This is a genomic window from Streptomyces sp. TRM70350, from assembly GCF_019219825.1.
Classification (GTDB): Bacteria; Actinomycetota; Actinomycetes; order Streptomycetales; family Streptomycetaceae; genus Streptomyces.
The window spans coordinates 1-1,664 of the sequence record NZ_JAHUXH010000083.1 but is presented as its reverse complement, the minus strand read 5'-3'; the positions used below and the strand labels follow the sequence as shown (position 1 = coordinate 1,664).

The following is a 1,664-nucleotide window of genomic DNA, read 5'->3' as shown; positions in this document are numbered from 1 at the left end:
AGAAGCCGTATCTCAACTGAACGTGATCCCTTGATTTCTGCTGGTCAGGCATGGCTTCGCTCGGGGTGAGGGAGGCAAGCGGCGTCTTGTGTCCGCTTCATGACCGAGGGGTGCGCGGTGGCGTCGGTGCTGGGAATGCTGGAGGAGCGGGAGGCGGCTGCCCGGGTGCGGGTGGAGGGTCTGCGGGAGGAAGCCGCGCGGTTGGCTGAGGTGTTGGAGGCCGCGGAGATCGAGCTGGACCGGCGGGTGATCGCGCGGGAGGAACTGGTCGAGGCCCTGGCAGTCTCTGCGGCCGAGTCCACTGCCGTGACCACGACCGAGGCGGAGGAGGAAGCGGTGCCGTCGCTCGCCCCGGTGCCGGGCTCGACGGTGCCGCCCTGGCGGGAAGGGCTGCCGGTGACGGTTCTGGCGCCGGACTATCAGCGGATTGTGGGCGTGCTGGAACAGCAGCGATCCATGGGCCCAGGGGCCGCTTCGAGCCAAGGAGATCGCGGTGGAGCTGGGCCTTGGGGCGACGCCGGCGAAGGTCGAGGGGCTGCGGTCGAAAGCCCGGCGCCTGGCGGAGCGCGGGTGGCTCCTCCTGGAGGCGTCGGGGGCATTCAGTGCCGGCCGGCGGCCCGTGGCCGTGCCAGACGCCGGCTCATCCGCGTGACCATCGACCACCGGATCATCGCCTCGCTGGTGGCGGGCAGGGCCTCGTAGTCCCGGGCCAGACGGCGGGAATTCATCAACCACGCGAACGTGCGCTCTGCCACCCACCGCCTCGGCAGCACCACGAACCCTGTCATGTCGTCCGTGCGCTTGATGACCTCCAAGGTCAGAGCGAGCTTGTCCCGGCACCAGCCGACGAGGCCGCCGGTGTAGCCGCCGTCCGCCCAGACGAGGGTGATGTCGCGGTGCAGGCGGCGCAGCCGGGTCAGCAGGCCCGCCGCGGCGTCCCGGTCGCCGATGTTCGCGGCGGTGACCGCGACGACCAGGAGCAGACCGAGGGTATCGGTCACGATGTGCCGTTTGCGGCCCGGCACCTTCTTCCCGCCGTCGTAGCCGCGTGAGGCGGCCGGCACCGTCGCGGCGGCCCGCACCGACTGCGCGTCGATGATCCCCGCCGTGGGCTCGGCCTCGCGGCCCTCGCGCTCACGAACCTTCCCGCGCAGCCGGTCGTGGAACTCCGCGATCAGCCCGTGCTCGCGCCAGCGGCGGAAGAAGGCGTAGACCCGGCCCCAGGCGGGGAAGTCCGCGGGCATCGCCCGCCAGGAGATCCCGCCCGCGACCAGGTAGCGGACCGCGTCCAGCAGCTGGCGGTGGCAGTAGCCCTCGGGCCGTCCGCCCCGCCCCTGAAGCCAGGCCGGCACCGGCAACAACGGCCGGATGGCCGCCCACTCCTCGTCCGTCATGTCCGACGGATACCGGCGAACCCGATCGGGATGATCGGCCGCGTTGCCGTACACGTGCGCGAGGCAATCGCACGACACGGCGGGCGAGTTGAAGTCAACGGGCTCGGGCGCGTACAACAACGACAACAGGGCCTCCGGGAACCGCTCGGAATGGGGTCGCACCCCCGAGCTACCAGGAGGCCCTGCCTTCATGCGCGTACCGCCGGAAGATCACCCGACCAGGAACTCCGTTCGATCCACACGTTCCAAGATCGGTTGAGATACGGCTTC

The 1,664-nt window shown here is 70.8% G+C and carries 2 protein-coding genes; one reads left to right on the top strand and one right to left on the bottom strand.

Translation table 11 applies throughout. From position 1 onward, the window contains the following. Positions 1 to 117: 117 nt before the first annotated feature. A complete protein-coding gene (locus KWI83_RS37625) occupies positions 118 to 702 on the top strand; it encodes a hypothetical protein (RefSeq protein WP_256363388.1) in 585 nt (194 codons plus the stop codon). Here KWI83_RS37625 and KWI83_RS37620 read toward each other — a convergent pair. Next, complete coding sequence (locus KWI83_RS37620) at positions 600 to 1,394, bottom strand: IS5 family transposase (RefSeq protein WP_256363387.1); 795 nt, start codon at positions 1,392 to 1,394, stop codon at positions 600 to 602. The two genes, KWI83_RS37625 and KWI83_RS37620, sit on opposite strands and share 103 nt — an antisense overlap. Positions 1,395 to 1,664 lie beyond the last annotated feature (270 nt).

Coding starts and splice junctions, on each gene's coding strand:
- KWI83_RS37620 (WP_256363387.1), bottom strand. CDS start 1,394: ATGACGGACGAGGAGTGGGCGGCCATCCGGCCGTTGTTGCCGGTGCCG.